22 protein-coding genes are annotated in these 24,532 nt (G+C 64.8%); 11 read left to right on the forward strand and 11 right to left on the reverse strand.

What is annotated here, in order from left to right; translation table 11 throughout:
- Window positions 1-32: 32 nt before the first annotated feature.
- From pqqF to N7650_RS18050, 7 genes are all read left to right on the forward strand, one after another.
- Window positions 33-2,183, forward strand: a complete 2,151-nt coding sequence (gene pqqF / locus N7650_RS18020; RefSeq protein WP_279899362.1) for a pyrroloquinoline quinone biosynthesis protein PqqF — start codon at window positions 33-35, stop codon at window positions 2,181-2,183.
- Between the two features lie 142 nt (window positions 2,184-2,325).
- A complete protein-coding gene (gene pqqA / locus N7650_RS18025) occupies window positions 2,326-2,397 on the forward strand; it encodes a pyrroloquinoline quinone precursor peptide PqqA (protein ID WP_003243383.1) in 72 nt (23 codons plus the stop codon).
- Window positions 2,398-2,465: 68 nt separating this feature from the next.
- The gene (gene pqqB / locus N7650_RS18030; RefSeq protein WP_279899364.1) at window positions 2,466-3,377 is read left to right on the forward strand and encodes a pyrroloquinoline quinone biosynthesis protein PqqB; all 912 of its coding nucleotides are present in this window, start codon (window positions 2,466-2,468) and stop codon (window positions 3,375-3,377) included.
- 11 nt (window positions 3,378-3,388) lie between these two features.
- Window positions 3,389-4,138 (forward strand): pyrroloquinoline-quinone synthase PqqC, encoded by a 750-nt coding sequence (pqqC, locus tag N7650_RS18035; RefSeq protein ID WP_009404211.1) that lies wholly within the window; start codon window positions 3,389-3,391, stop codon window positions 4,136-4,138.
- Window positions 4,135-4,410, forward strand: coding sequence for a pyrroloquinoline quinone biosynthesis peptide chaperone PqqD (gene pqqD, locus N7650_RS18040; protein ID WP_009404210.1), 276 nt, complete (start codon window positions 4,135-4,137; stop codon window positions 4,408-4,410). Before pqqC ends, pqqD begins: the two co-directional genes overlap by 4 nt.
- The gene (gene pqqE / locus N7650_RS18045; protein ID WP_064303002.1) at window positions 4,382-5,533 is read left to right on the forward strand and encodes a pyrroloquinoline quinone biosynthesis protein PqqE; all 1,152 of its coding nucleotides are present in this window, start codon (window positions 4,382-4,384) and stop codon (window positions 5,531-5,533) included. Before pqqD ends, pqqE begins: the two co-directional genes overlap by 29 nt.
- The gene (locus tag N7650_RS18050; protein ID WP_279899365.1) at window positions 5,499-7,307 is read left to right on the forward strand and encodes a S9 family peptidase; all 1,809 of its coding nucleotides are present in this window, start codon (window positions 5,499-5,501) and stop codon (window positions 7,305-7,307) included. The genes pqqE and N7650_RS18050 overlap by 35 nt, the downstream gene beginning before the upstream one ends.
- A gap of 91 nt (window positions 7,308-7,398) precedes the next feature.
- Here the strand turns inward: N7650_RS18050 and N7650_RS18055 are convergent, their stop codons facing one another.
- Window positions 7,399-7,557 (reverse strand): YqaE/Pmp3 family membrane protein, encoded by a 159-nt coding sequence (locus tag N7650_RS18055; RefSeq protein ID WP_009404205.1) that lies wholly within the window; start codon window positions 7,555-7,557, stop codon window positions 7,399-7,401.
- A gap of 147 nt (window positions 7,558-7,704) precedes the next feature.
- The gene (locus N7650_RS18060; protein WP_279899367.1) at window positions 7,705-8,967 is read right to left on the reverse strand and encodes an aminotransferase class III-fold pyridoxal phosphate-dependent enzyme; all 1,263 of its coding nucleotides are present in this window, start codon (window positions 8,965-8,967) and stop codon (window positions 7,705-7,707) included.
- Window positions 8,968-9,207: 240 nt separating this feature from the next.
- On the opposite strand from N7650_RS18060, the gene N7650_RS18065 reads away from it, so the two are divergent.
- Window positions 9,208-10,128 carry a LysR family transcriptional regulator gene (locus N7650_RS18065; RefSeq protein WP_064303005.1) on the forward strand — a complete coding sequence of 307 codons (921 nt, stop codon included), beginning with the start codon at window positions 9,208-9,210 and terminating at the stop codon, window positions 10,126-10,128.
- Window positions 10,129-10,366: 238 nt separating this feature from the next.
- Here N7650_RS18065 and N7650_RS18070 read toward each other — a convergent pair whose 3' ends face one another.
- From N7650_RS18070 to bioB, 9 genes are all read right to left on the reverse strand, one after another.
- The gene (locus tag N7650_RS18070) at window positions 10,367-12,145 is read right to left on the reverse strand and encodes an acyl-CoA dehydrogenase C-terminal domain-containing protein (RefSeq protein WP_009404199.1); all 1,779 of its coding nucleotides are present in this window, start codon (window positions 12,143-12,145) and stop codon (window positions 10,367-10,369) included.
- A gap of 123 nt (window positions 12,146-12,268) precedes the next feature.
- A complete protein-coding gene (locus N7650_RS18075) occupies window positions 12,269-13,552 on the reverse strand; it encodes a GGDEF domain-containing protein (RefSeq protein ID WP_064303007.1) in 1,284 nt (427 codons plus the stop codon).
- A 298-nt stretch (window positions 13,553-13,850) separates the two neighbouring features.
- Entirely contained in the window at window positions 13,851-15,656 is a 1,806-nt protein-coding gene (locus N7650_RS18080; protein WP_009404195.1) for a phenylacyl-CoA dehydrogenase, read from the reverse strand.
- A gap of 261 nt (window positions 15,657-15,917) precedes the next feature.
- The gene (locus tag N7650_RS18085) at window positions 15,918-16,214 is read right to left on the reverse strand and encodes a pyrroloquinoline quinone biosynthesis protein PqqE (protein WP_279899371.1); all 297 of its coding nucleotides are present in this window, start codon (window positions 16,212-16,214) and stop codon (window positions 15,918-15,920) included.
- A 168-nt stretch (window positions 16,215-16,382) separates the two neighbouring features.
- Window positions 16,383-17,063: a dethiobiotin synthase gene (gene bioD, locus N7650_RS18090; protein ID WP_279899372.1), complete on the reverse strand. Its 681-nt coding sequence runs from the start codon at window positions 17,061-17,063 to the stop codon at window positions 16,383-16,385.
- Between the two features lies 1 nt (window position 17,064).
- Window positions 17,065-17,889: a malonyl-ACP O-methyltransferase BioC gene (gene bioC, locus N7650_RS18095; RefSeq protein ID WP_009404189.1), complete on the reverse strand. Its 825-nt coding sequence runs from the start codon at window positions 17,887-17,889 to the stop codon at window positions 17,065-17,067.
- Window positions 17,882-18,613: an alpha/beta fold hydrolase gene (locus tag N7650_RS18100; RefSeq protein WP_009404187.1), complete on the reverse strand. Its 732-nt coding sequence runs from the start codon at window positions 18,611-18,613 to the stop codon at window positions 17,882-17,884. Before N7650_RS18100 ends, bioC begins: the two co-directional genes overlap by 8 nt.
- Window positions 18,606-19,778, reverse strand: a complete 1,173-nt coding sequence (gene bioF, locus N7650_RS18105; protein WP_279899377.1) for an 8-amino-7-oxononanoate synthase — start codon at window positions 19,776-19,778, stop codon at window positions 18,606-18,608. Before bioF ends, N7650_RS18100 begins: the two co-directional genes overlap by 8 nt.
- 7 nt (window positions 19,779-19,785) lie before the next feature.
- Window positions 19,786-20,844, reverse strand: a complete 1,059-nt coding sequence (gene bioB, locus N7650_RS18110) for a biotin synthase BioB (protein WP_009404184.1) — start codon at window positions 20,842-20,844, stop codon at window positions 19,786-19,788.
- Window positions 20,845-20,933: 89 nt separating this feature from the next.
- On the opposite strand from bioB, the gene N7650_RS18115 reads away from it, so the two are divergent.
- From N7650_RS18115 to N7650_RS18125, 3 genes are all read left to right on the forward strand, one after another.
- Window positions 20,934-21,671, forward strand: a complete 738-nt coding sequence (locus N7650_RS18115) for a ComF family protein (protein ID WP_279899379.1) — start codon at window positions 20,934-20,936, stop codon at window positions 21,669-21,671.
- Between the two features lie 60 nt (window positions 21,672-21,731).
- Window positions 21,732-22,496, forward strand: coding sequence for a TOBE domain-containing protein (locus N7650_RS18120; protein ID WP_279899380.1), 765 nt, complete (start codon window positions 21,732-21,734; stop codon window positions 22,494-22,496).
- 65 nt (window positions 22,497-22,561) lie between these two features.
- Window positions 22,562-24,466: a PhoX family phosphatase gene (locus N7650_RS18125; RefSeq protein WP_279899381.1), complete on the forward strand. Its 1,905-nt coding sequence runs from the start codon at window positions 22,562-22,564 to the stop codon at window positions 24,464-24,466.
- Window positions 24,467-24,532 lie beyond the last annotated feature (66 nt).

The following is a 24,532-nucleotide window of genomic DNA, read 5'->3' on the forward strand; positions in this document are numbered from 1 at the left end:
TAGCATGACGGCTTGCGCGTTTCGGAGCCGTCATGTCCAGCACCCTCCAGCACCTCGTCCTGAGCAATGGCCTGCGGGTCAGGCTATGGCATGCCCCGCACCTCAAACGCTGCGCGGCGCTGCTGAGGGTCGAGGCCGGCAGTCATGACGCCCCGCCGGCCTATCCCGGCCTGGCGCACTTTCTCGAACATCTGTTGTTCCTCGGCACGGCACGCTTCCCGGTGGAAGACGGGCTGATGCGCTTCGTCCAGAGCCAGGGCGGGCAACTCAATGCAAGCACCCGGGAGCGCCACACCGAGTTCTTCTTCGAGGTGCCGCCAACGGCGGTGTCCGGCGCGCTGGAGCGGCTCTGCGACATGCTCGCGCATCCGCTGCTGACCCTGGAGCGACAAGCAGCCGAACGCGAAGTGATCCATGCCGAGTGGGTCGCCTGGTCGGCCAATGCCGAGGCGCAGCGACAGTACGCATTGCTGCGCAGCGTCTCGGCGCAGCATCCGTTGAGCGGGTTCCATGCCGGCAACCGGGACTCGTTGCCGATCCACGAGGCGGCATTCCAGCAAGCGCTGAGCGGATTCCATCGGCAGTTCTACCAGGCCGGGCAGATCATCCTGACCTTGAGCGGACCACAACCGCTGGAAGCGCTGGCGCGGCAGTTCGGCGCACTGTTCGCGCCAGGAAGGAAGGTCAGGCAGAGTGCGGCGCCGCCACTGCTCGACGGGCCGCTGCAGCCCGGGCAGATCGAAGGCCAGCTGGATATGCTGCTCGCCCACGAGGATCTGCCCGACAACGCCTCCTTCGATTACCTCTCCACCTGGATCACTGACAACCGTCCGGGCGGGCTGGTGCATGAACTGCGCGAGCGCGGCTGGCTGCAAGACCTCGCCTGCACCGTGCCGTACCGGTTCGCCGGCCAGGCCCTGCTGCACCTCAAGGCCCGGCTGTCGACTACAGCGGACCGGGCGGACGTCGAAGGACTGATCCGCGACTGGCTGGCCTTCTTCGGCAAGGCCGACCACAGCGCCCTGCTGCTGGAGTACCAACGCCTGCAAGCCTGCCGCTCGCCCGGTGCGCTGGAGCTGGCAAGACGCGAAGACGGAGTGCCGATCGTGCCGGAATACCCCGGCGAATCCCGGCATCCATGGAAATTTCCGGAGCCGGAGCCACTGCTGTCGGCGGTCGTGGCGCAAACGCCTGGCACGCCGGTGCCGACCGGCCTGGCCTACAGTCCGGTGCTTCCGGCCTCAGGCGAATACGCCGCGCTGTACATTCGCTGGCAGGCCGAACACCTGCGCGATGTGCTCAAGCCGTTGAGCGAGCGTGCCAGGCGCATCGGGATTGAACTCGACTGGACGCGCAGCGCCAACACCTGGCAACTGCGCTGCTGTGGCGCACCGGCCATGGTGCTTGGCGTTGTCGAGCAGGCACTGAGGACGCTCGAGAATCCGTCGGCCGTCGGTGCGACTGCCGAGCCGCCGCAGATTCCGCTCCGACAATTGATGCAGCAACTGCCACACGTCCTGGCAGGCGCAGGCCAGCCCGGTTGGACTGCGCTGGCAACAGGCTTCGACGCAGCGGCAGGCAATGCCTTGAATCACCTGCTCGGTCGCCTCGCTGGTACGCCGTACAAGCCCTCCCGTCCACGCCTCCTGCCTAGTCAATGGCAGCAGTGCGGCGAAAGCGGCGGCGAGCAGGCGCTGCTGCTGTTCGCCCCGGTCGCCGACGAAGCCGCAGGCCGCCTGCTCGCCCACCTGATCCAGGGCCCGTTCTACCAGCGCCTGCGCAGCGAATTGCAACTGGGTTATGCAGTGTTCAGCGCCTTCCGTCAGATTCATGGCTACAGCGGCCTGATGTTCGGCGTGCAATCGCCCGGCGCCAGCCACGCTGAAATACTCGGCCACCTGCGTGAATTCTTCGCCCGTCCCGCCCTGCTGCCGGAGGCCTCGCGCGACAGCCTGGCCGCGCAGTTCCACGCATCGGTCATGCCCCATGCAGATCTGGCCGAATGGCTCTGGCAAGCGCACCTGGCGGGCGACGACCAGGCCGATCCGCAGGTGCTCGCCGCGCGGATCAGGCAGCTCCGGCAGCCCGATATCGAGCGCGCCCGGGCCGATCTTGCCAGCGGCAGGCACTGGCTGATCCTCGCCAACGGCTCCGCCGCGCCAGGATTCTTACCGTCCAGGTAAAAGACCTTTCACCCTTGATTAACCATCCAGTACAAAAAATCTAGTAGGATTGCGCTATCCCGGCGATGTGAACCCTTCATTCCCGGGGATGGACTAAATGAGTAGCTGTCCCTCACCTGACCTATCCGGAAGGAGTAATCCCATGTGGACCAAACCTGCATACACTGACCTGCGTATCGGCTTTGAAGTGACCATGTACTTCGCGAATCGCTAAGCCTTTTTGCGGTACGACGCCTCGGCCAGCCGGGGCGTTTTCATTTTCGGACGCGGCGGGAGCAAGCCATGTACATCCAGATTCTAGGTTCCGCCGCCGGCGGAGGATTCCCGCAGTGGAACTGCAACTGCGCCAACTGCAAGGGGTACCGCGATGGCAGCCTGCGCGCCACGGCCCGCACCCAGTCGTCCATCGCCCTGTCCGATGACGGCGAGCACTGGATCCTGTGCAACGCCTCGCCGGATATCCGCGCCCAGCTGCAAGGTTTCGCACCGATGCAACCGGCCCGGGCCCTGCGCGACACCGGCATCGACGCGATCGTCCTGCTCGATAGCCAGATCGACCACACCACCGGCCTGCTCAGCCTGCGCGAAGGCTGCCCGCACCAGGTCTGGTGCACGGAGATGGTCCACCAGGACCTGACCACCGGCTTCCCGCTGTTCAACATGCTCGAACACTGGAATGGCGGCCTGGCCTGGAACCGCATCGAGCTGGATGCCAGCTTCACCATCGAAGCCTGTCCCAACCTGCGCTTCAGCCCGTTCCCGCTGCGCAGCGCAGCACCGCCCTATTCCCCGCACCGCTTCGACCCGCATCCCGGCGACAACCTCGGGCTGATGGTCGAAGACCTGCGCACCGACGGCAAACTCTTCTATGCCCCGGGCCTGGGCCAGGTCGATGCCGGCCTGTTGCAACGCATGCACGATGCCGACGTACTGCTGGTGGACGGCACCCTGTGGGATAACGACGAGATGCAGCGCCGCGGCGTCGGCACCCGCACCGGCACGGAGATGGGCCATCTGCCGCAGAACGGCCCCGGCGGCATGCTCGAAGTGCTCGAAGCCTTCCCTGAACAGCGCAAGGTGCTTATCCACATCAACAACACCAACCCGATTCTCGACGAGGACTCGGCCGAGCGCGCCGAGCTGCACCGCCGTGGCGTGGAAGTCGCCTTCGACGGCATGAGCATCACCCTCTAGGAGCCGCCGCCATGAGCCAACCGATGTCCCCCGCCGAATTCGAACAGGCGCTGCGCGCCAAGGGCGCCTACTACCACATCCACCATCCGTATCACGTGGCGATGTACGAGGGCCGTGCGACCCGCGAGCAGATCCAGGGCTGGGTCGCCAACCGTTTTTACTATCAGGTGAACATCCCGCTGAAGGACGCGGCGATCCTCGCCAACTGCCCGGACCGGGAAGTTCGCCGCGAGTGGATCCAGCGCCTGCTCGACCACGACGGTGCGCCCGGCGAGGACGGTGGCATCGAGGCCTGGCTGCGTCTCGGCCAGGCCGTCGGCCTGGATCCGGACCAGTTGCGCAGCCAGGAACTGGTACTCCCCGGCGTACGCTTCGCCGTCGATGCCTACGTCAATTTCGCCCGCCGCGCCAGTTGGCAGGAGGCGGCCAGCAGCTCGCTGACCGAGCTGTTCGCCCCGCAGATCCACCAATCGCGCCTGGACACCTGGCCGCAGCATTACCCGTGGATCGACCCGGCCGGCTACAGCTACTTCCGCACCCGCCTGAGCCAGGCGCGACGGGATGTCGAGCACGGCCTGAGCATCACCCTGCAGCACTACACGACGGTCGAGGGGCAGCAGCGTATGCTGGAAATACTCCAGTTCAAGCTGGACATCCTGTGGAGCATGCTCGACGCCATGAGCATGGCCTACGAACTCGACCGCCCGCCTTACCACAGCGTCACCAGCGAGCGGGTCTGGCACAAGGGGATCGCGCTATGAGCTTCGACCGTCACCTGACCCCGCGCTGGCGTCCCGGCTACCGTTTCCAGTACGAACCGGCGCAGAAGGCCCACGTCCTGCTGTACCCCGAGGGCATGATCAAGCTCAACGAGAGCGCCGCGCTGATCGGCGAGCTGATCGACGGCGAGCGTGACGTGGCAGCGATCATCGCCTTGCTCGACGAGAAATTCCCCGGGGTGCCCGAGCTTCCCGAAGACATCGAGCAATTCATGGAGGTGGCCCGTGCCGAACACTGGATCAACCTTGAGTGAGAGGCCCGAGGTCGGCCTGCCGCTGTGGCTGCTGGCCGAACTGACCTACCGTTGCCCGCTGCAGTGCCCGTATTGCTCCAACCCGCTGGACTTCGCCGAACAGGGCAAGGAGCTGAGCACCGAGCAGTGGTTCAAGGTGATGGCCGAGGCGCGGGAAATGGGCGCCGCCCAGCTGGGCTTTTCCGGTGGCGAGCCGCTGGTGCGCCAGGACCTCGCCGAGCTGATCGGCGAAGGCCGGCGCCTGGGTTACTACACCAACTTGATCACCTCCGGCATCGGCCTCAGCGAAGAAAAGATCGCCACGTTCAAGAAAGCCGGCCTGGATCATATCCAGATCAGCTTCCAGGCCAGCGACGAACAGGTGAACAACCTGCTCGCCGGCTCGAAGAAGGCTTTCGCGCAGAAGCTGGAAATGGCCAGGGCGGTGAAGGCCCACGGTTATCCGATGGTGCTCAACTTCGTCACCCACCGGCACAACATCGATCGCATCGACCGCATCATCGAGCTGTGCATCGCCCTGGAAGCCGACTTCGTCGAACTCGCCACCTGCCAGTTCTACGGCTGGGCCCACCTGAACCGGCTCGGGCTGCTACCCACCAAGGCCCAGCTGGAGCGTGCCGAGCGCATTACCAACGAGTACCGCGAACGGCTCAAGGCCGAAGGCAACCCGTGCAAGCTCATTTTCGTTACCCCGGACTACTATGAAGAACGGCCCAAGGCCTGCATGAACGGCTGGGGCAGCGTGTTCCTCACGGTCACCCCGGACGGCACCGCCCTGCCCTGCCATGGCGCGCGGCAACTGCCGGTGCAGTTCCCAAACGTGCGCGAGCACAGCATGCAGCACATCTGGTACGACTCCTTCGGCTTCAACCGCTACCGGGGTTACGACTGGATGCCCGAACCCTGCCGCTCCTGCGACGAAAAGGAGCGGGATTTCGGCGGCTGCCGTTGCCAGGCGTTCATGCTCACCGGCGATGCCAGCAAGGCCGATCCGGTATGCTCCAAGTCGGCGGACCACGGCATCATCCTCGCAGCCAGGGAGGAGGCCGAGACCGCCACCCTGACCATCGAGGAGATGACTTTCCGCAATGAGCGCACCTCACGACTTATCGCCCGCGGCTGAGCGCTTCAGCGCCGACCAGGCCGTCGCCGCCGGCACCGATTTCGCCGAACTGAAGGCTGGCCGCGATGGCCTGTTCTGGAACGAGTTCCGTCCTCGTGACGGTGCCTGCCGTATCTGGCAATGGCGCAACGGCCAGGCCCGCTGCCTGACCCCGGACGGGTTCAGCGTACGCAGCCGGGTGTATGAGTACGGCGGACGTTCGTTCTGCCTGGGCGAGAACGAGGTGTTCTTCGTCAACGAGGCGGACCAGCAGCTGTATCGCCAGGTACTGGACGGCGGTCAACCGCTGGCCTTGACCCAGGGCGAGCGACGTTACGGCGACCTGGTCTGGGCCGGCAAGCGGGTGCTGGCCGTCGAGGAAAGCGGCAAGGAGCACCGTCTGGTCGCGATCAGCCAAGGCCGCCGCGAGATCCTCGCCGAGGGCGCCGACTTCTATGCCTCGCCCACCCTGAGCGACGACGGCCAGCGCCTGGCCTGGATCGAATGGAGCCGACCGGACCAACCCTGGACCGCGACCCGCCTGTATATCCGCGAAGCTAACGGCGAAGTCCGCTGCGTCGCGGGTGACCAGGGCCCGGCGCAATCCCTGCAGCAGCCGCGCTTCGACCGCGAAGGACGGTTGTATTGCCTGTCCGATCTCAACGGTTTCTGGCAGCCCTGGGGCGAAACCGCGCAAGGCTGGCAGGCATTGCCGAGCTGCGATGCCGACCACGCCGCCGCGCCATGGCAACTGGGCGCCAGCACCTGGCTGGCGCTGGACGATGGTTATCTCGCCACCTGGTTCGAGCAGGGTTTCTCCCGCCTCGGCCTGCGCAAGCGCGACGGCGAACTGACCACGATCGAAAGCGAATACAGCCGCTTACGCTGTCTGGACCTGGACGACCACTTCATCTACGCCGTCGCCGCCTCGCCGCTGCATTCGGCGGCAGTGATCGCCATCGACCGCCGCGATCACTCGGTGCAGGTACTGGCCGGCGGCGTGCAGCCCCTGCCGGCCGAGCGCATCAGTAAGCCGCGCGGTTTCAGCTATCCCAGCGGCGACGGCGAGGCTCATGGCTTCTTCTATCCGGCGATGAACGGCAACAAGCCTGCGCCGCTGGTGGTGTTCGTCCATGGCGGGCCGACTTCGGCCTGTTATCCGGTGCTCGACCCACGTATCCAGTACTGGGCCCAGCGCGGCTTTGCCGTGGCCGACCTCAACTATCGCGGCAGCAGCGGCTATGGCCGGGCCTATCGCCAGGCGCTGCACCTGCGCTGGGGCAAGGTGGATGTCGAGGATGCCTGCGCGGCGGTGCTGTACCTGGCCGGTGAAGGGCTGATCGATCCGTACCAGGCGTTCATTCGTGGCGGCAGTGCCGGCGGCTATACCACGCTCTGTGCCCTGGCCTTCGAGGATGTGTTCCGCGGCGGAGCCAGCCTGTACGGCGTGAGCGACCCACTGGCACTGGCCAGGGCCACGCACAAGTTCGAAGGCGATTACCTGGACTGGCTGATCGGCGATCCCGAGCGGGATATCGAGCGCTACCGCGAACGCACGCCGCTACTGCATGCAGGGAATATCCGCGTGCCGGTGATCTTCTTCCAGGGCGAACTGGATGCGGTGGTGGTGCCGGAGCAGACACGCGCGATGCTGAAGGCATTGAAGGACAACGGCATCGAGGCGGAGGGCCATTTCTACCCGACCGAAAGGCATGGCTTCAGGACGGCGGCGAACCTGGCGCATGCGCTGGAAGAGGAATGGAAGTTCTACAGCAGGATTCTCGACCAGCCTTGAGGGCCCTATCGCTGGCAAGCCAGCTCCCACAGGGTTCTGCGGCGCCGCGGACACTGTGGGAGCTGGCTTGCCAGCGATGAGGCCCTGAAGATCACCGCTTGGCGATGATATACACCGCATGCACGATCCCCGGGATGTAGCCCAGCAGGGTCAGCAGGATATTCAGCCAGAACGCACCGGCGAAGCCGACCTGCAGGAACACCCCCAGCGGAGGCAGGAGAATGGCGAAGATGATACGAATCAGGTCCATGGCAAAGCTCCCAAAGTAGTGTCCTCATACTGACTCTGGCCCAGCCCGGACGGTTCCGCTTGTTTCCCGCGCACAAAAAACGCCCCGGACCAAAAACAACAGGCCCGGGGCGACGCGCAGGAACGCGAGACGGTTCTTTGAATTCGTTTACGAGCGGCTGCCGAGCTGCGCGGTATGCACCCGGGCGAAGGCCCGGGCCAGGCGCAGGAGCATTTCGTCGATATTGCCGTGGCTGACGGTCAGCGCCGGCGAGAAGCGCAACACGCTGGCTTGCGGGGCATTGAGCAGCAGACCTTCCTGGCGTGCCGCCTTGACCACCTGCGCCGCCAGCGGCTCATGCAGTTCCAACCCCCAGAGCAAACCCTGCCCACGCACCTCGCCCAGGCCGTAGCGCCCGGCCAGACGGCTGAGGCCATCACGCAGGTGACGGCCGGCAGCGCCCACCTGGTCGAGGAAGCCGTGCTCAAGCACGGTTTCCAGCACGGCCAGCCCCGCAGCGCTCATCAACGCATTGCCGTGATGGCTGCCTTCCAGTTCGCCGGCTTCTGCGCAACACGCCGTACCACGGGCCAGCAGCGCAGCCAGTGGCACACCGCCGCCCAGGCCCTTGCCCAGGGTGAGGATATCGGCGCGCACGCCATAGGTTTGCTCGGCCAGCAGGGCACCGCAGCGGCCCATGCCGGTCTGCACCTCATCGAGGATCAGCAGGATCCCCAGTTCGCGACACAGGCGCTCGACCCCCTTGAGGTAATGCCGGGTCGCCGGGATCACTCCGGCTTCGCCCTGGATCGGCTCGAGCATGATCGCCACGGTGCGCGAGTCCACTGCCGCGTGCAGCGCCGCCAGGTCGTTGAACGGCACCTTGCTGAAACCCGGCAGGCCTGGCTCGCAGCGGTTGCACGGCAGCGGGTCCGAGGCGGCCAGGGTGCCGAGGCTACGGCCATGGCTGCCCTGGCTGGCGCTGATGATGTGGTAGGCGCCATTACGATGCAGCTGGCCCCATTTGCGCGCCAGCTTGATCGCGCCCTCGCAGGCTTCCGCACCGCTGTTGAGCAGATGGGCCTGGTCGCTGCCGGTGCTCTGGCAGAGCAGGTTGACCAGCTTCAGATGCTCGCGGTTATGAAAGCCGGCCCCGGAGTTGATCAGCGCCTGCGCCTGGCCGCTCAGGGCCTGGACCAGCACCTTGGGGCTATGCCCGAGGCTGTTGACCGCATTGCCCTGGGTAAAGTCGAGAAATGCCCGGCCTTCGCTATCCCATAGCCAGGAACCCTGGCCACGAACGAAAACCTGCTCGGCCAGTTGCTTGCTCGGCATCAGGCATTCCCGCGACAACGGATCGACGGGTTCACCCGGCAGCGGTGCGACATCGACCACGGGAGCCCGTTGGCGACGCAGATTGAACAGGTTCATGCGCGCAGCCCTTCCAGCGGCAAGCCGAGCCAGCGTGACGACAGGGCCGGACGATCCACCCGTTTCCTCAAGCCCGCATGCTCCCACCGAGGTTTAGCCTTGCCTATGTAAACGCCATCCACCTGTACGCTGCTCATTGCGCCCTCTGGGCCTGTAAACCTCGTGAATACGGGCGTAGAGTAGGCTTCCGACGGCCTCCGGGCCATTTCGTTTTTCGAGCATTTTCGATAAGTAAAGCTTATGGATTTCCGCCAACTGCGATATTTCGTCGCGGTGTATGAAGAAGGCCATGTCGGCCGGGCCGCCGAACGCCTGTCGCTGTCCCAGCCGGCGCTGTCGCAGCAGATCCGCCAGCTCGAACACAGCCTCGATGTCAGCCTGTTCGAACGCGGCAACAAGCGCCTGCTGCCGACCCTTGCCGCGCACACCCTGTACAACCACGCCCTGCCCCTGCTCGACGGCATGCAACGGGCCCGCGACGCCCTGCGCAATTTCCAGGGCCAGGCCCTGCGCACCCTGGCCATCGGCGTGCTGCAGACGGTGCGGCCGAGCATGGTTCCGCAACTGCTCGACCGGGTGCGCAAGGCGCAGCCGCACCTTGTGGTGCAGATCTACGAATTGTCAGGCCAGGAAATCGAACGACGCCTGCTCAACGGCAGCCTGGATATCGGCATCAGCTACCTGCCGCCTCGCCAGCCGGGGCTGCACGGATTGCTGTTGTACGAGGACGAGTTGCAGGTAGTGATTCCCGCCACCCACCCGCTGCGCGAATTCAAGAAGGTCTCGCTGAAGCAGGCGGCGGAACTGCCGATGATCCTTCTCGGCGAGGAATTCCAGGTGCGGCAGATCTGGCAAGGCCAACTGGCCAACCTCGGGCGGCGTCCACAGGTACAGGCGGAAATGAACAACATGGGCGGGATTCTCGACAGCCTGCACCATACCTCGCTGGCCACGGTGCTGCCGGGGCGTGCGCGGGAGGCCTCGGAGGATCACGAACTGCTTTGGAAGCCATTGAGCGAGCCACGGGTGCCGCTCAAGGTCGGCCTGGTGTTTCGCGATGCGCAACGCCAGCAGGCCTCGGTGGAACTGCTGCGCACGTTGCTGGAAGAAGAGATCGATCCGCGGCAGATGGGCGTTTCAGCGCTGGACGTGCTTGGCTAGCCGGAGAAAACGCAGGCAAAAGAAAACCCCGCCGAAGCGAGGTTTTCTCAGACTGTTTCCCTTTGACTTCCCTTTCGTCCCACCGTCCCGGGCAGGCTTCCTTCGTTCCGTCCTTGTGATGTACTTTGCGCGTCCTGCGCTTCGTCCATGGAAAGAAGATTAACTTCGGATCCAATCCCAGAGAAGACGCCAAACGTCACCACGTCATGTAAGCAAATGCTTACATGACGCTTTCACCTCAGAACTGCTCGGCCTCCAGCAGGTACAGCGACTCGCTGCCAGCCTTGACCGACGCGCACAGCGACTGCAAGCGCGGCAACAGGCGGGCGAAGTAGAAGCGTGCGGTGCCCAGCTTGCTGGCGTAGAAGTCCTCTTCGCCCTGCTTCGCCAGCGCGGTGCGCGCCATCAGCGCCCACATGTAGGCGTAGGCGACATAGCCGAAGGCGTGCAGGTACTCGACCGACGCCGCGCCGATCTCGTTCGGATTGCCCTTGGCCCGGTCCAGTACCCAGGCGGTCAGGGCATCCAGGTCATCCAGCGCAGCATTCAGCGGTTTGACGAACTCGCCAAGGTCACTGCCGGCGGTAGCGGTGAAATGGCGGATCTCGTCGGCGAACAACTTGTAGAACGCACCGCCGCTGCCGACGATCTTGCGCCCCATCAGGTCCAGGGCCTGGATACCGTTGGTGCCTTCGTAGATCTGGGTGATGCGCACATCACGTACCAGCTGTTCCTGGCCCCACTCGCGGATATAGCCGTGGCCACCGAAGATCTGCTGGCCATGCACGGCACTCTCCAGCCCGAGGTCGGTGAGGAAGGCCTTGGCCACCGGGGTCAGCAGCGCCACCAGGTCTTCCGCGCGCTTGCGGGTGCTGGCGTCCTCGCTGTACTTGGCGGTGTCCAATTGCATGGCAACGTAGGTGGAGAAGGCACGGCCACCTTCGTTCAGCGCCTTCATGGTCAGCAGCATGCGACGCACGTCCGGGTGGACAATGATCGGGTCGGCGACCTTGTCCTTGGCCTGTGGCCCGGTCGGGGCACGGCTTTGCAGGCGGTCACGGGCGTATTCGATGGCGTTCTGGTAAGAGCGCTCCGCCGAGGCCAGGCCCTGGATACCGACACCCAGGCGCTCGTAGTTCATCATGGTGAACATGGCCGCCAGGCCCTTGTTCGGCTCGCCGACGAGATAGCCGACGGCGGCGTCGAAGTTCATCACGCAGGTGGCCGACGCCTGGATACCCATCTTGTGCTCGATCGAGCCGCAATTGGCCGGGTTGCGCTCGCCCAGGCTGCCGTCGGCGTTGACCAGGAACTTGGGCACCAGGAACAGCGAGATGCCCTTCGGCCCCGCCGGTGCGTCCGGCAGCTTGGCCAGCACCAGATGGATGATGTTCTCGGTGAGGTCGTGCTCGCCGCCGGTAATGAAGATCTTGGTCCCGCTGACCTTGTAGCTGCCGTCCGCCTGCGGCTCGGCGCGGGTGCGGATGATGCCCAGGTCGGTACCGGCGTGAGGCTCGGTCAGGCACATGGAACCGGCCCAGACCCCGGCGTACATGTTCGGCAGGTATTTTTCCTTCAGCTCTTCGCTGGCGTGGGCATTGATCGACAGGCAGGCGCCGGCGGTCAGCATCGGGTACAGGCCGAAGGCCAGGCTCGACGAGTTGACCATTTCCTCGACCTGGGCCGAGATCACCTTGGGCATGCCCATGCCGCCGTACACCGGATCGCCACCGACACCGACCCAGCCACCTTCGGCGTAGGTGCGATAGGCGTCGATGAAGCCGGCAGGCGTGCGCACCGCACCGTTATCCCAGTGGCAGCCTTCCTCGTCGGCGGCGCGGCTCAGCGGGGCGATGGTCTTGGCGGTAACCTTGCCGGCTTCCTCCAGCACGGCCAAGGCGGTGTCTTCGTCCACCGCGTCAGCCAGTCCGGGCAGGGCTGCCCACAGTTTCGAGACTTCGAAAACTTCGTTGAGAACGAAGCGCATATCGCGCAGCGGCGCTTTGTAGTCAGCCATGGCAACCTCTCACACCTTGAGTCGTGGGCAATCCCGCAAGGGACCGGTACTAAGGTCTTGGAGTGTAACCGAACAACTTTTGCGACACATAGGGTCATCTAAAGACCGATAAGTCAGTTTCGGTCACGCCACGCGCAAGGCTCCTCGCTTCTCTCTTTGCCCATGGGCCATCACGCAGTTACGCCCTGCGCCCTTGGCTGCGTAGAGCGCCTGGTCGGCGGCCTTGAGCACTTCTTCAGGAGTGCGGTGCTCGGGATGGCGCTCGCACACGCCGACGCTGACCGTCACCGACACACTGCCGCTGCCCGCCGTGCCGCGGCGCTGGCGGCCCTGCTGGTCATCCTGCGGGCGGCTCTCCTGGTTGCGCAGCTGGATAGCGTAGTTGGCGATCATCTCGCGCACGGCTTCCAGGTGCGGGATGCACTCTTCCAGGGTCTTGCCGGCGAAAACCAGGCAGAACTCCTCGCCACCGTAGCGATAGGCGCGACCGCCGCCGGTGACCTTGGACAGTTTGCTCGCTACCAGGCGCAGCACCTGGTCGCCGACATCGTGGCCATGGGTGTCGTTGAATTTCTTGAAGTGGTCGACGTCGGTCATCGCCAGCACGTAGTTGCGCCCCAGGCGCTGCATGCGCTCGTTCAGCGCGCGTCGCCCGGGCAGGCCGGTCAGCTCGTCGCGGAAGGCCATCTGGTAGGCCTCGTGGGACACCGACGCAGCGATCATCAGCATCACCTGGCTGCACATGATGTTCAGGGTGAACGGCAGGATGAAGGTTTGCGGCAGCATCCAGAAGATCCCGACCAGGCCGATGATCTGCGCCGCGTGCAAGGGCCGTGGCTCGCGCAGGTACTGCACCACGAGCACCACGAAGGCTAGGAAGAACACCGGGTAGGACATCTGGATCAGGCTCATCCACTGCCCATGCAGCGCCGGCCAGCGGATTTCCGCCAGCCAGTTCAGCAGTGCCTGCGGGTAACTCTGCTCCAGGCCCAGCGCCACGCTGCCCACCGCCAGCAGCACGGCGAAGCGCGCCACCATGTCCTGGAACAGATGGGTACGCTCCTGCCAGGCGCCGAACAGGGCGAACAGCATCGGCAGCAGCAGGCACACCAGGTGGAACACCACGGCCGCGTCCTCGCGCACGCGGCCGTGGTCGCGGTAGAAGTCGGTCTGGGTATCCAGCAGGTAGTAGGCGATGTACACGGTGATCATCAGGAACAGCTCGCGCTGCCGGCGATACACCGCGCAGTAGGCGCCGCCGAGCAGCAGCACCAGGGTGGGCAGGACGTTGAACAGCGAGGTAAAGAACACCGACAGATCGCGCACGTAGGCAGCGGCGAGCCCGGACAGCAGGAGGAAGGCCCCGGGGAGGAAGTGACTCAGGCGTACAGCAGACAAACGAAACAAGGGAACTCTCCGATCCAGCAGATCGATAATGTCATTGTGCCTTTACTGTATCGATAATGCACATGAATAGATGAAATTTTGGCGCCAATTTATTTAACGGCACCAAAGGGCTGGAGCTTGAAGCTCATTTGCTGGATCAATTCGCGGAGGTGTGGTGTCTGTACTGGCCTCATCGCTGGCAAGCCAGCTCCCACAATCCTGTGGGAGCTGGCTTGCCAGCGATGAGGCCATGAAGGTTTTCAAGGCGAAAAAAAACGCCTGCCGGTAAGGGCAGGCGTTTTTCGTTGAAGCGGATGACTCAGTACGCCAGGCCGAAGTGCTCTTCGTCCATCGCCATCAGGTTGTTCGCGCCCGACAGCATGGTCGCCACGTGGGTGCGGGTACGCGGCAGGATGCGCTGGAAGTAGAAGCGCGCGGTCTGCAGCTTGGCGGTGTAGAAGGCTTCCTCGCTGGTGCCGGCAGCCAGTTTCTCGGCCGCCAAGCGGGCGATGTCGGCCCAGAAGTAAGCCAGGCAGGCATAACCGGAGTACATCAGGTAGTCCACCGAGGCGGCACCCACTTCCTCGCGGTCCTTCATGGCGGCCATGCCGACCTTCATGGTCAGTTCGCCCCATTCCTTGTTCAGCGCAGCCAGCGGCTCGACGAACTCCTTGACGGCTTCGTTGCCTTCCTGGGCCTGGCAGAACTTGTGCACGATCTTGGTGAAGCCCTTCAGCGCCTCGCCCTGGGTCATCAGTACCTTGCGTCCCAGCAGGTCGAGGGCCTGGATGCCGGTGGTGCCTTCGTACAGCATGGAGATACGGCTGTCGCGTACGTTCTGCTCCATGCCCCACTCGGCGATGAAGCCGTGGCCGCCGTAGATCTGCACACCGTGGTTGGCCGCTTCGAAGCCGACCTCGGTCATGAACGCCTTGGCGATCGGGGTCATGAAGGCCAGCAGCGCGTCGGCCTTCTTCTTCTCTTCTTCGTCCTGGCTGTACTTGACGATGTCCACCTGCTTGGCGGTGAAGTAGACCATCGCCCGGTTACCTTCGGCGAAGGCTTTCATGGTCAGCAGCATGCGCCGCACGTCCGGGTGGACGATGATCGGGTCGGCCGCCTTGTCCGGCGCTTTCGGGCCGGTCAGCGAGCGCATCTGCAGGCGGTCGCGGGCATATTTCAGGCCACCCTGGAACGCCACCTCGGCGTGGGCCAGGCCTTGCAGCGCGGTACCCAGGCGAGCGGTGTTCATGAAGGTGAACATGCAGTTCAGGCCCTTGTTGGCCGGGCCGATCAGGAAGCCGGTAGCCGCGTCGAAGTTCATCACGCAGGTAGCGTTGCCGTGGATACCCATCTTGTGCTCGATGGAACCACAGGTAACGGTGTTGCGCTCGCCCACGCCACCTTCGGCGTTCGGCAGGAACTTGGGCACGATGAACAGGGAAATGCCCTTGGTGCCGGCTGGTGCATCGGGCAGGCGGGCCAGGACGATATGGACGATGTTATCGGCCATGTCGTGCTCACCGGCGGAGATGAAGATCTTGGTGCCGGTAACCTTGTAGGAACCATCAGCCTGGGGCTCGGCCTTGGTACGCAGCATGCCCAGGTCGGTACCGCAATGCGGCTCGGTCAGGCACATGGTGCCGGTCCATTCGCCGGTGACCAGCTTGCTCAGGTAGGTGTGCTGCTGTTCGGCGGTACCGTGGGCGGAAAGCGTGTTCATCGCGCCATGGGACAGGCCCGGGTACATGCCCCAGGACCAGTTGGACTCGCCGACCATCTCGCTGATGGCCAGGCCCAGCGACTCCGGCAGGCCCTGGCCGCCGTGCTCGACGTCATGGGCCAGGCTCGGCCAGCCGCCTTCGACGAACTGCTTGTAGGCTTCCTTGAAGCCGGCCGGGGTCTTAACGCCGGATTCGCTCCAGGTGCAGCCTTCCAGGTCACCCACGCGGTTCAGCGGTGCCAGCACCTGCTCACAGAACTTGGCGCCCTCTTCGAGGATGGCGTCGACCATGTCCGGCGTGGCGTCCTGGCAACCCGGCAGGCTCTGATAGTGCGCTTCATAGCCGAGCAGTTCATCACGGACGAAACGAATATCACGCAAGGGGGCTTTGTAGTCAGGCATAGCGATGAACCTCTGCTGATGAATCCTGGTTGGGTTGAAAGACCACGCCGAGCAGTTCGGCCTTGGGTCAAACGATTGTTTGAAACATACGTTTACGCCCATGCCTTGTCAACACCCGGCCAATGGCACTTCTGCCATCGTCCAGACGAACTACGAACGTAGGAAAAGTCTTAGTAGCGGGTAGCCGAATGCCTGGCAGGAAAGCCAAGGCGCTGATGCATAAAGAGTAGGGGAGAAAGATGAAGCCTGAGGCGTCGCGCCTCAGGAGTAGGTATCGATCAAGGTGCCGAGCATTTCGTCCGATGCTTTGGCCACTTTGACACCGAGTTCGACCTGATGCTTGCCCAAGGCCTGTTCGACGCTGGCGGTGGCCATGTCCATCTGCTGGCTGCGATCCACGGCGCGCAGGCGCTCGGCCTGGAAATCGCTGGATTGACTGGTGGCAGACCGCTCCACGGTGTTATTCACGATCTGGCTGGCGGCCTGGTCGACGCGCTGCTGTCCGGCCTGAATGGCGCCCAGGCCGGCATAGAATGCAGAACTGCCCGAGATTTCCATTTCAAAACTCCAGAAAAGGGGATGGCAATACAGTGGCCTATTGAAGCAGAGATAGGCAAGGAATGCCGTTGAAAAACACTAATGGGGTTGGCTGGTGCAATAGAGAGGAACTAGCAGACTGACTCAAACCCTTGTGGGAGCTGGCTTGCCAGCTCCCACAAGGGTTTGTCAGTCCAGCAGGTCGATCTGCAAATGCTCCGCCACCGCTTCCGCCGAGGCGATCTTCAACTTCGGCACCCGCCCAAGGCACGGTGCCGGCAAACGCTCGGCCAGGCTGGCCAGGTTCTCTTCCAGTCGTGAGGTCCGCGGATCGACGATGTTCGCGACCCACCCCGCCAATTGCAGACCATCCCGGGCGATTGCCTCGGCGCTGAGCAACGCATGGCTGATGCAGCCGAGCCGCACGCCCACCACGAGGATCACCGGCAGTTTCAGGGCGATCGCGAGGTCGGACAGATTGGCATGATGGGACAAAGGCACGCGCCAGCCGCCAGCGCCTTCGATCAGGGTAAAATCCGCGCCCTGGGCCAACACCTCACGCATCGGTCCGAGCAGGCCCGCCACACTCAGGTCGACGCCGGCCTCCCGCGCTGCCAGGTGCGGCGCGATGGCCGGTTCGAAAGCGAAGGGATTGACCCGCTCATAAGGCAGCTTGACGGTGCTCTGCGCCATCAACGCGAGGGCGTCGCTGTTGCGCAGCCCCTTGGGCGTGACCTCGCAGCCCGAGGCCACCGGCTTGGCGCCCAGAGTGCTGAGCCCGGCCAGTTGCGCCGCGTGCAACAACCCGGCGGCGACGGTGGTCTTGCCGACGTCGGTATCGGTTCCGGCGATGAAGTAGGCCGCGCTCATCTCACTCCCCTTCGGTCAGCGGCTTGCGCAAGACGCCATAGACCACCTGGTAGGTCGCCGGCAGGCCCTGCGCCTGGCGAAACCGCTCGTAAGCCTGCAGCAAGCCCTGCATCCGCGCCCGCCCGGTCAGCCCGGCGGGACGCCCGGGATTGAGGTTGTGCGCGCCAAGGGCCTTGAGTTCGTGGGTCAGGCTGCGCACATCAGGGTAGTGCAGCACATGGGGTTGCGCGTGCAGGTCGAGCACCTCCAGCCCGCTCGCGCCGCACAGGCGCTGATAATCCTCGAAGCGGCGGAAACGATTGACATGCACCAGGCCGTCCACCGCTTCCCAGCTCGACCGCAGCTCCTGCAAGGTACCCACGCACAGGCTGGAAAACGCCAGTACGCCGCCAGGTTGCAGCACCCGTCGCGCCTCGCCCAGCACGGCGCGAAAATCCGCGCACCATTGCACCGCAAGGCTGGAAAACACCAGGTCGGCGCAGGCCGGGCGCAGCGGCAGGCGCTCGGCATCGCCAGCGACGTGATACGCCGCGCCCCCTGCATCGCGGGCATGGCGCAGCATGCCTTCGGCGATATCCACCGCCACACCGACTCCCTCGGCATAACGCCCCTGCAACGCCCGGCTGAAGTACCCGGTACCGCTGCCGAGATCGATCCAGCAACGGGGCACCAGTTCCTGCGGCACACGCTCCAGCAACTGGCTGCCTACCGCCCGTTGCAGCTCGGCAACGCTGTCATAACTGGCGGCGGCACGGGAAAAGGACGCGGCAACCTGGCGCTTGTCGGGCAAGGCGCCGGGCAGGGCCGGTCGGGATAGATCAGTCATCGCCACTCTCATGCAGGAAGGTCTTGATATTGGCTGCCAGCTCTTGCGGATATTCGAGGATGAAAGCGTGGGAGGAACCCTCGACCAAGCCCACCTCGACATCCGGCAGCCATTCGCTAAGGGCCCGGGCAGCCTGGACGGGCACCAGCTCGTCGGAACCGGCGAACAGATGCAGTTGCGGCCCGGTGTAGGCCTGCAATGCCGCACGGGTGTCCAAGCGCCCGAGCACCTCCAGGCCCTTGACCAGCAGCACCGGGTCGGTATCGGGCACGCCGATGCCCAGTTGCCGCAGTACGCTGCGCGGCTCCTGGGCCCCCTCGCTGCACAGCGACTTGAAGCGCTTGAGCGTGACCGCCGTATGGCTGCGACAGCCGTCCACGAAGGTCTCGAAGGTGTCCGGCGGCATGCCGTCCGGCCAGTCGGCGCGGGCGACGAAGCTGAGGTTGCTGGCGAAGGTCAACAGCCCGCAACAGTGATCGCCACGCCGCGCCGCCAGCTCGGCAGCGAGCATGCCGCCCAGCGACCAGCCACCCAGCCAGGTGTCCTTGGGCAGCCTTCGGTCCAGTTCGTCGAGCCAGGCTTGCGGGTCGTCGCTGACCAGGCTGGGCAGGGCCGCCAGTTCGACCCGAAGTCCGGCATCCTGTGCCCTCAAGCTTGCCGCCAGCGGTTCCAGCGCGGCGCTGCCCAGGCCCCAGCCCGGCAGAAGAATCAGATGGTTACGCATCGACAGGCTCCAACAGCGGATAGCACTCGGCCAATGCATTCAACAATAGCTGGACCTGCGCGGCGCTGTGCGCAGCCGTTAGCGTTACACGCAAGCGGGCGCTGCCGGCGGGCACGGTGGGCGGACGGATGGCGGTAACCAGCAGGCCGCGCTCGCGCAACATCCGCGACAGGTGCAAGGCGCGCCCCGCATCGCCGATCATGATCGGCTGGATCGGCGTGAAGCTGTCCATCAGCTCCAGCCCGATCGCCTCGGCGCCACCGCGGAACTGGGCGATCAGCGCGGCCAGGTGCTCGCGGCGCCAGTGTTCGTCGCGCAGCAGGGCCAGGCTTTTCAGGGTGGCGCAGGCCAGCGCCGGAGGCTGGCTGGTGGTGTAGATATAAGGACGGGCGAACTGCACCAGGCTTTCGATCAATTCCTCGCTGCCGGCGACAAAGGCGCCTGCGGTGCCGAAGGCCTTGCCCAGGGTGCCGACCAGCACCGGCAGCTCTTCCGGGCTCAAGCCGAAATGCTCGGCCACACCGCCGCCCTTGCGCCCCAGGGTACCGAAGCCATGGGCGTCATCGACCATCAGCCAGGCACCCTTGGCCCGGGCACGGTTGAGCAGCTCGGGCAGGTCGGCGATATCGCCGTCCATGCTGAAGACACCGTCGGTCACCACCAGGGTGTTGCCTTCGGCCTTGTCCAGGCGCTTGTCGAGGCTGTCGGCATCGTTGTGCAGGTAGCGGTTGAAACGCGCGCCGCTGAGCAGGCCGGCGTCCAGCAGGGACGCATGGTTGAGGCGGTCCTGCAGCACGGTGTCACCCTGCCCCACCAGCGCGGTGACAGCGCCGAGGTTGGCCATGTAGCCGGTGGTGAACAACAGCGCCCGCGGGCGTCCGGTGAACTCGGCCAGGGCTTCTTCCAACTGGTGATGCGGGGTGCTGTGGCCGACCACCAGGTGCGAGGCCCCACCGCCCACGCCCCAGCGTTCGGCGCCGGCACGCCAGGCAGCGATCACCTCGGGATGATTGGCCAGGCCCAGGTAGTCGTTGCTGCAGAAGGCCAGCAGCGACTGCCCGTCCACCACCACCTGCGGACCCTGCGGACTCTGTAGCAACGGGCGCTGACGGTACAGGTCAGCGGCGCGCCGTTGTTCGAGGCGCGCGCGAAGATCGAAGCTCATGCAGGCCTCAGGCCGATGCGGCGTCGTAGAACAGTTCGCTGCTCTTCTGCTCGACCAGCGCCTGCTCGATGGCCGCCTGGTGCACCTCGTCGGCATGCTCCTCGCGGGCTTCGGGCTGGATACCGAGGCGGGCGAACAAGCGCATGTCCTTGTCGGCCTGGGGGTTGGCGGTGGTCAGCAGCTTCTCGCCATAGAAGATCGAGTTGGCGCCGGCCATGAAGGCCAGCGCCTGCATCTGTTCGTTCATCTGCTCGCGACCGGCGGACAGGCGCACATGGGACTGCGGCATGAGGATCCGCGCCACCGCGAGCATGCGGATGAAATCGAACGGATCGACCTCCTCGGCGTTTTCCAGCGGCGTGCCGGCGACCTTGACCAGCATGTTGATCGGTACCGACTCCGGGTGCTCCGGCAGGTTGGCCAGCTGGATCAGCAGGCCGGCGCGGTCATCCAGCGACTCGCCCATGCCGAGGATGCCGCCGGAACAGATCTTCATCCCGGCGTCGCGCACATAGGCCAGGGTTTGCAGGCGCTCGGCGTAGGTGCGGGTGGTGATGATGTTGCCGTAGAACTCCGGCGAGGTATCAAGGTTGTGGTTGTAGTAGTCGAGGCCGGCGTCGGCCAGGGCCTGGGTCTGCTCCTGGTCAAGGCGGCCGAGGGTCATGCAGGTTTCCAGGCCCATGGCCTTGACGCCCTTGACCATCTCCAGCACGTAGGGCATGTCCTTGGCCGACGGGTGTTTCCACGCCGCGCCCATGCAGAAGCGGGTGGAACCGATAGCCTTGGCCCGGGCGGCTTCCTCCAGCACCTTCTGCACTTCCATCAGTTTCTGCTTGTCCAGGCCGGTGTTGTAGTGACCGGACTGCGGACAATATTTGCAATCTTCCGGGCAGGCACCGGTCTTGATCGACAGCAGCGTGGAAACCTGGACGCGATTAGGGTCGAAATGCGCCCGATGCACCGACTGCGCCTGGAACAGCAGGTCGTTGAACGGCTGCTGGAACAGGGCTTTGACTTCGGCCAGGGACCAGTCGTGACGAAGCGTTGCAGTTGTGCTGGCGCTCATGGGTGTTTCCTTGTTTAGGCTTGTACTGGCGCCGGGATCGGATTGCCCGCCAGCGCATCACGGATAGTCCGCATAGTTAAGGAAGGCCCATGCACTGTCAACCCGGATCTAAACAGCAGGTTTACATCTGCTCAAATAACAACCAATACTGCCTTTTATGCGACGAACCGTCCGAGCAGGCTCAGCCCATCTGCATGCCCTGTGAAAGTGAATTGCCGTGGCTGGATGAACAGTGCCGGGTATGCGCCCTGCCCCTGCCGATCGACGGCCTGCTCTGCGCCCAGTGCGCGCGACGGCGTCCAGCGTTCAGGCGGGTGCTGGTGCCGTGGCACTACGGATTTCCGCTGGATGCCCTGATCACCCGTTTCAAGCACCAGCGCCAATGGCCGCTGGGCCGGTTGCTGGCGCAGATGCTCGGCAACTGGCTGGCCCATCGTTTCGCCGAAGGGCTGCCACGGCCGGCCCTGCTGCTGCCGGTGCCGATGGCCAGGCAACGTTTGCGCCAGCGCGGCTACAACCAGGCCGCGATGCTTGGCCAGTGGATCGCGGCGCAACTGTCGATTTGCTGCGACCCTGACTTACTGACCCGCCCTGTCGAGACCATCGTGCAACAGGAACTGGATGCCCGTGCGCGCAGGCGCAACCTCGCCAACGCCTTCGCCATCGTCCGGCCCGAAGCCGTCGAAGGCCTGCATGTGGCCCTGGTGGACGATGTCATGACCACCGGCGCCACCGCCCAGGCCCTGGCCCGGCTGTTGCGCGACGCCGGCGCGGCGCGGGTGGACGTCTATTGCCTGGCACGCACGCCGCGCCCCGGCAGCGCTTGACTTGGCAGGGTCAGGCGGGCACTTTCCTGCCGATCATCGCCAGCTTTGGTACCGGTCCCCATGTCATTGCCTACGCCCCTGTCCCAGCACATCGTCCGTCGCCCGCAACGCATCGCCCTGTTGCAGCACATCGATGAGCAAGGCTCCATCACGCGTGCCGCCAAGGCCGCGGGGATGAGTTACAAGGCCGCCTGGGATGCCATCGACGAACTCAACAACCTGGCCGCCCGGCCATTGGTGGAGAGAAGCGCCGGGGGCCGTGGGGGTGGTGGCGCTCAGCTGTCGGACGAAGGCCGCCGGGTGCTGCGCTTGTACCAGCGTTTGCAGGTTCTTCAGGCGCAGGTCCTCGAGGAAGCCGAAGACAGCGGCGACCTCGACCTGATCGGGCGCCTGATGCTGCGCACCAGCGCGCGTAACCAGTTGCATGGACAGGTCAGCGCCATCCACCCGCAAGGCCGCAACGACACCATCGAACTGACCCTGCCCGGCGACCTGCGCATCCAGGCGCAGATCACTCGCGACAGCACCCAGCGCCTGGAACTGCAGATCGGCACCACCGTGGTCGCCCTGATAAAGGCCGGCTGGCTGCAACTGGCCACCCGCGACGCTCCGATCGCGCACGGTAGCAACTGCCTGGAAGCGCGCATCGACGAGGTGCAGGAAGATCCCCACGGCGCCAGCGAACTGCGCCTGAGCCTGGGCAGCGGACAGACCCTGTGCGCGTTTGCCGAGCAGGACTGGCTGAACACCCACAGCCTTGGCGTCGGAAGCTTCGTACAGGTCACCTTCCTTCCTACCTACGTTCTTCTCGGAACACCCGTCTGAAAAACGCCACAAAACTGTCATAGGGCCTGATTAAGGTGACTGCCACGAACCGCAGGGAGCCTGACATGAACCTATTAGAAGAAAACCAGCCGACCGACCTCGAGCAACTGGTCGGCCTCAGCCGTCGCCGTTTCATCGGTGCCGGAGCCTTGTGTGGAGCGGCGCTGTTTCTCGGCGGCAACCTGCTGAGCCGCAGCGTGCTGGCCAACAGTGTGAGCGCCGCGTCCGGCAGCCCGTTGCTCGGTTTCAGCGCGATTGCTTCCTCCACCGCCGACGGCATCAGCCTGCCGCCGGGCTACAAGGCTTCGGTGTTGATCAGCTGGGGTCAGCCCCTGCATCCCGGAGCGCCGGCTTTCGACCCGTCCGGCAAGGGCACGGCCAAGGCCCAGGAAATGCAGTTCGGCGACAACAACGACGGCATGAGCCTGTTCCCCTTCCCGGGCGATGAAAACCGCGCGCTGATGGCGATCAACAACGAGTACACCAACTATCGCTACCTGTTCGAGCACGGCGGCCAGCCGGCCAATGCCGAGGATGTGCACAAGGCCCAGGCCGCCGAAGGTGTGTCGGTGATCGAAGTGCAGCGCAAGAACGGCCAATGGCAGTTCGTCCAGGATTCCCGGTACAACCGGCGCATCCACGGCAACACACCGATGCGCATGAGCGGCCCGGCGGCCGGCGATGCCTGGCTGCGCACCGCCGCCGACAACAGCGGCAGCAAGGTCCTCGGCACCTTCCAGAACTGCGCCAACGGCAAGACGCCCTGGGGCACCTACCTGACCTGCGAAGAAAACTTCACCGATTGCTTCGGCAGCAGCGATCCGCAGCAGGCCTTCGATGCCGGTCAGAAGCGCTATGGCGCCTCGGTGGCGGGCAAGGAGGTCGGCTGGCACCAGCACGACCCGCGCTTCGACCTGGCGAAAAACCCCAACGAGCTGAACCGCCATGGCTGGGTGGTGGAAATCGATCCGTTCGATCCGCAGTCCATACCGGTCAAGCGCACCGCCCTCGGCCGTTTCAAGCATGAAAACGCAGCACTGGGCGAAACCCGTGACGGCCGCGCCGTGGTGTACATGGGCGACGACGAGCGCGGCGAGTTCATCTACAAGTTCATCAGCCGCGAGCGCATCGACCACAAGAACCCCACCGCCAATCGCAACCTGCTGGACCACGGCACCCTGTACGTGGCCCGCTTCGACGACGGCGACGGCAACCCCGGGCACCCGAAGGGCAAGGGCCAGTGGCTGGAACTCACCCATGGCAAGAACGGCCTCAACGCGGCCGCCGGTTTCGCCAGCCAGGCGCAGGTCCTGATCCACGCGCGCCTGGCCGCCAGCGTGCTGAAGGCCACGCGCATGGACCGTCCGGAATGGATCGTGGTCAGCCCGAAGGACGGGCAGGTCTATTGCACCCTCACCAACAACGTCAAACGCGGGGAGGAAGGCCAGCCGGTCGGCGGCCCGAACCCGCGGGAGAAAAACGTCTACGGGCAGATCCTGCGCTGGCGCGAAACCGGTGATGACCATGGCTCGATGACCTTCGACTGGGATCTCTTCGTGGTCGCCGGCAATCCGCAGGTGCATCCGGGAACGGCCAAAGGCGGCTCGGCCAACATCACCGCACAGAACATGTTCAACAGCCCCGACGGCCTGGGCTTCGACCCGGACGGCCGGCTGTGGATCCTCACCGACGGCGACTACAGCAATGCTGGGGATTTTGCCGGCATGGGCAACAACCAGATGCTCTGCGCCGACCCGGCGACCGGGGAGATCCGCCGCTTCATGGTCGGGCCGGTGGCGTGCGAGGTGACCGGGATCGCCTTTGCGCCGGACCAGAAGACCCTGTTCGTCGGCATCCAGCACCCGGGCGAGACCGGCGGCTCGACCTTCCCCGAGCACCTGCCCAATGGCAAGCCACGGTCGTCGGTAATGGCGATTACCCGGGACGATGGCGGCATCATCGGCGCCTGACACAAAGGACTGGTTAACACAAAACCTTGTGGGAGCTGGCAAGCCAGCTCCCACAAGGTTCTCTGA

The organism is Pseudomonas sp. GD04058, from assembly GCF_029836855.1.
Taxonomy (GTDB): Bacteria; Pseudomonadota; Gammaproteobacteria; order Pseudomonadales; family Pseudomonadaceae; genus Aquipseudomonas; species Aquipseudomonas bharatica.

What these genes read in the sequence shown, in the direction of transcription:
- pqqF (WP_279899362.1), top strand. Translation starts at nt 33, where the DNA reads ATGTCCAGCACCCTCCAGCACCTCGTCCTGAGCAATGGCCTGCGGGTC.
- pqqB (WP_279899364.1), top strand. Translation starts at nt 2,466, where the DNA reads ATGTACATCCAGATTCTAGGTTCCGCCGCCGGCGGAGGATTCCCGCAG.
- pqqC (WP_009404211.1), top strand. Translation starts at nt 3,389, where the DNA reads ATGAGCCAACCGATGTCCCCCGCCGAATTCGAACAGGCGCTGCGCGCC.
- pqqD (WP_009404210.1), top strand. Translation starts at nt 4,135, where the DNA reads ATGAGCTTCGACCGTCACCTGACCCCGCGCTGGCGTCCCGGCTACCGT.
- N7650_RS18050 (WP_279899365.1), top strand. Translation starts at nt 5,499, where the DNA reads ATGAGCGCACCTCACGACTTATCGCCCGCGGCTGAGCGCTTCAGCGCC.
- N7650_RS18055 (WP_009404205.1), bottom strand. Translation starts at nt 7,557, where the DNA reads ATGGACCTGATTCGTATCATCTTCGCCATTCTCCTGCCTCCGCTGGGG.
- N7650_RS18060 (WP_279899367.1), bottom strand. Translation starts at nt 8,967, where the DNA reads ATGAACCTGTTCAATCTGCGTCGCCAACGGGCTCCCGTGGTCGATGTC.
- N7650_RS18065 (WP_064303005.1), top strand. Translation starts at nt 9,208, where the DNA reads ATGGATTTCCGCCAACTGCGATATTTCGTCGCGGTGTATGAAGAAGGC.
- N7650_RS18070 (WP_009404199.1), bottom strand. Translation starts at nt 12,145, where the DNA reads ATGGCTGACTACAAAGCGCCGCTGCGCGATATGCGCTTCGTTCTCAAC.
- N7650_RS18080 (WP_009404195.1), bottom strand. Translation starts at nt 15,656, where the DNA reads ATGCCTGACTACAAAGCCCCCTTGCGTGATATTCGTTTCGTCCGTGAT.
- N7650_RS18085 (WP_279899371.1), bottom strand. Translation starts at nt 16,214, where the DNA reads ATGGAAATCTCGGGCAGTTCTGCATTCTATGCCGGCCTGGGCGCCATT.
- bioD (WP_279899372.1), bottom strand. Translation starts at nt 17,063, where the DNA reads ATGAGCGCGGCCTACTTCATCGCCGGAACCGATACCGACGTCGGCAAG.
- bioC (WP_009404189.1), bottom strand. Translation starts at nt 17,889, where the DNA reads ATGACTGATCTATCCCGACCGGCCCTGCCCGGCGCCTTGCCCGACAAG.
- N7650_RS18100 (WP_009404187.1), bottom strand. Translation starts at nt 18,613, where the DNA reads ATGCGTAACCATCTGATTCTTCTGCCGGGCTGGGGCCTGGGCAGCGCC.
- bioF (WP_279899377.1), bottom strand. Translation starts at nt 19,778, where the DNA reads ATGAGCTTCGATCTTCGCGCGCGCCTCGAACAACGGCGCGCCGCTGAC.
- bioB (WP_009404184.1), bottom strand. Translation starts at nt 20,844, where the DNA reads ATGAGCGCCAGCACAACTGCAACGCTTCGTCACGACTGGTCCCTGGCC.
- N7650_RS18115 (WP_279899379.1), top strand. Translation starts at nt 20,934, where the DNA reads ATGCACTGTCAACCCGGATCTAAACAGCAGGTTTACATCTGCTCAAAT.
- N7650_RS18120 (WP_279899380.1), top strand. Translation starts at nt 21,732, where the DNA reads ATGTCATTGCCTACGCCCCTGTCCCAGCACATCGTCCGTCGCCCGCAA.
- N7650_RS18125 (WP_279899381.1), top strand. Translation starts at nt 22,562, where the DNA reads ATGAACCTATTAGAAGAAAACCAGCCGACCGACCTCGAGCAACTGGTC.